This is a genomic window from Mycobacterium sp. 94-17 (assembly GCF_035617725.1).
GTDB lineage: Bacteria > Actinomycetota > Actinomycetes > Mycobacteriales > Mycobacteriaceae > Mycobacterium.
In genome coordinates this window covers 1-1,064 of sequence record NZ_JAPIYN010000066.1, presented here as the reverse complement: position 1 = coordinate 1,064, position 1,064 = coordinate 1, and the positions used below count along the sequence as shown (strand labels likewise).

Sequence of the window (1,064 nt, the reverse complement as noted above, 5' to 3'; positions counted from 1 at the left end):
TGGGTGGGTCCGGCGTCGACGGCGATGTTGTCGGCGGTCACCCCGTACGTGAGTTGGCTCAGTGCTTTGGCCACGCAGGCCGAGGAGACCGCCGGGCAGGGCCGGGCCGCCGCGGCGGCCTTTGAGGCGGCGTTTGCGATGACGGTGCCCCCACCGGTGATCGCGGCGAATCGGGTGTTGTTGGCCACGCTGGTCGCGACGAATTTCTTCGGGCAGAACACGCCGGCGATCGCGGCCACCGAGGCGCAGTACATGGAGATGTGGGCCCAAGACGCCGCGGCGATGTATGGCTATGCCGGCTCGTCGGCGGTGGCCTCGGAGCTGACGCCGTTCGCGGCGCCGCCCAACACCACGACCCCGGATGCGGGCTCGGATCAGGCCGACGCGGTGGCCCAGGCCGTGGCCGAGCCGGCGGGCAACACCGCGCAGACCGCGGCCAACACGACCCCACAACTGTTGTCGGCCACCACCTCTCAGGCGCTCACCCAGACGTCGACCACGACCGCCACGCAGCCGGGGCCCTTCACCTGGCTGACGAACACGATTCAGAATTTCCTGCAGTCCGGGCTGCCGACCCCGAGCAACAACTACCTCGGGTTGTCCTCCAGTGCGTACGACGCGATCTTGAAACGGACGACGGGTCTGGCTTACTTCTCGAACGGTATGGCGGGCTTTTGTACGTCGATCGCCCAGCAGTTGACCTTCGGTCCCGGGGGTAGCACGGCGGGTGCCGGTGGTGCGTGGTTCCCGACGCCGCAGTTCGCGAGCTTGGGTCTGAGCAACCTGGGTGGCGGCGGTGCGGCGGCCCACGCGGTGTCGGCGGGTGCCGGGCAGGCCGCCCGGGTGGGGATGCTTTCGGTTCCGCAGCACTGGACGACGCTGACCTCGGCGGTCAGCCCGGCGGCGGTCACCGAGGAGGCCACCCCCGTGCAGGCCGCCGGTGCGGCGGGGGCGCCCGGTTCCCCGGGCAACGGCTTGCTGCGGGGAATGCCGGTAGGAGGCATGGGACGACGCGGCGCGGCCGCCGGCTACGTCAACAAATACGGGTTCCGCTACAGCGTGCT

The 1,064-nt window shown here is 70.3% G+C and carries 1 protein-coding gene; it reads left to right on the top strand.

Going from position 1 to position 1,064, the window contains the following annotated elements:
- Nucleotides 1-1,064 (top strand): PPE family protein (locus OQ789_RS25635; RefSeq protein ID WP_324689203.1); only part of this gene is annotated, 1,064 nt, incomplete at both ends.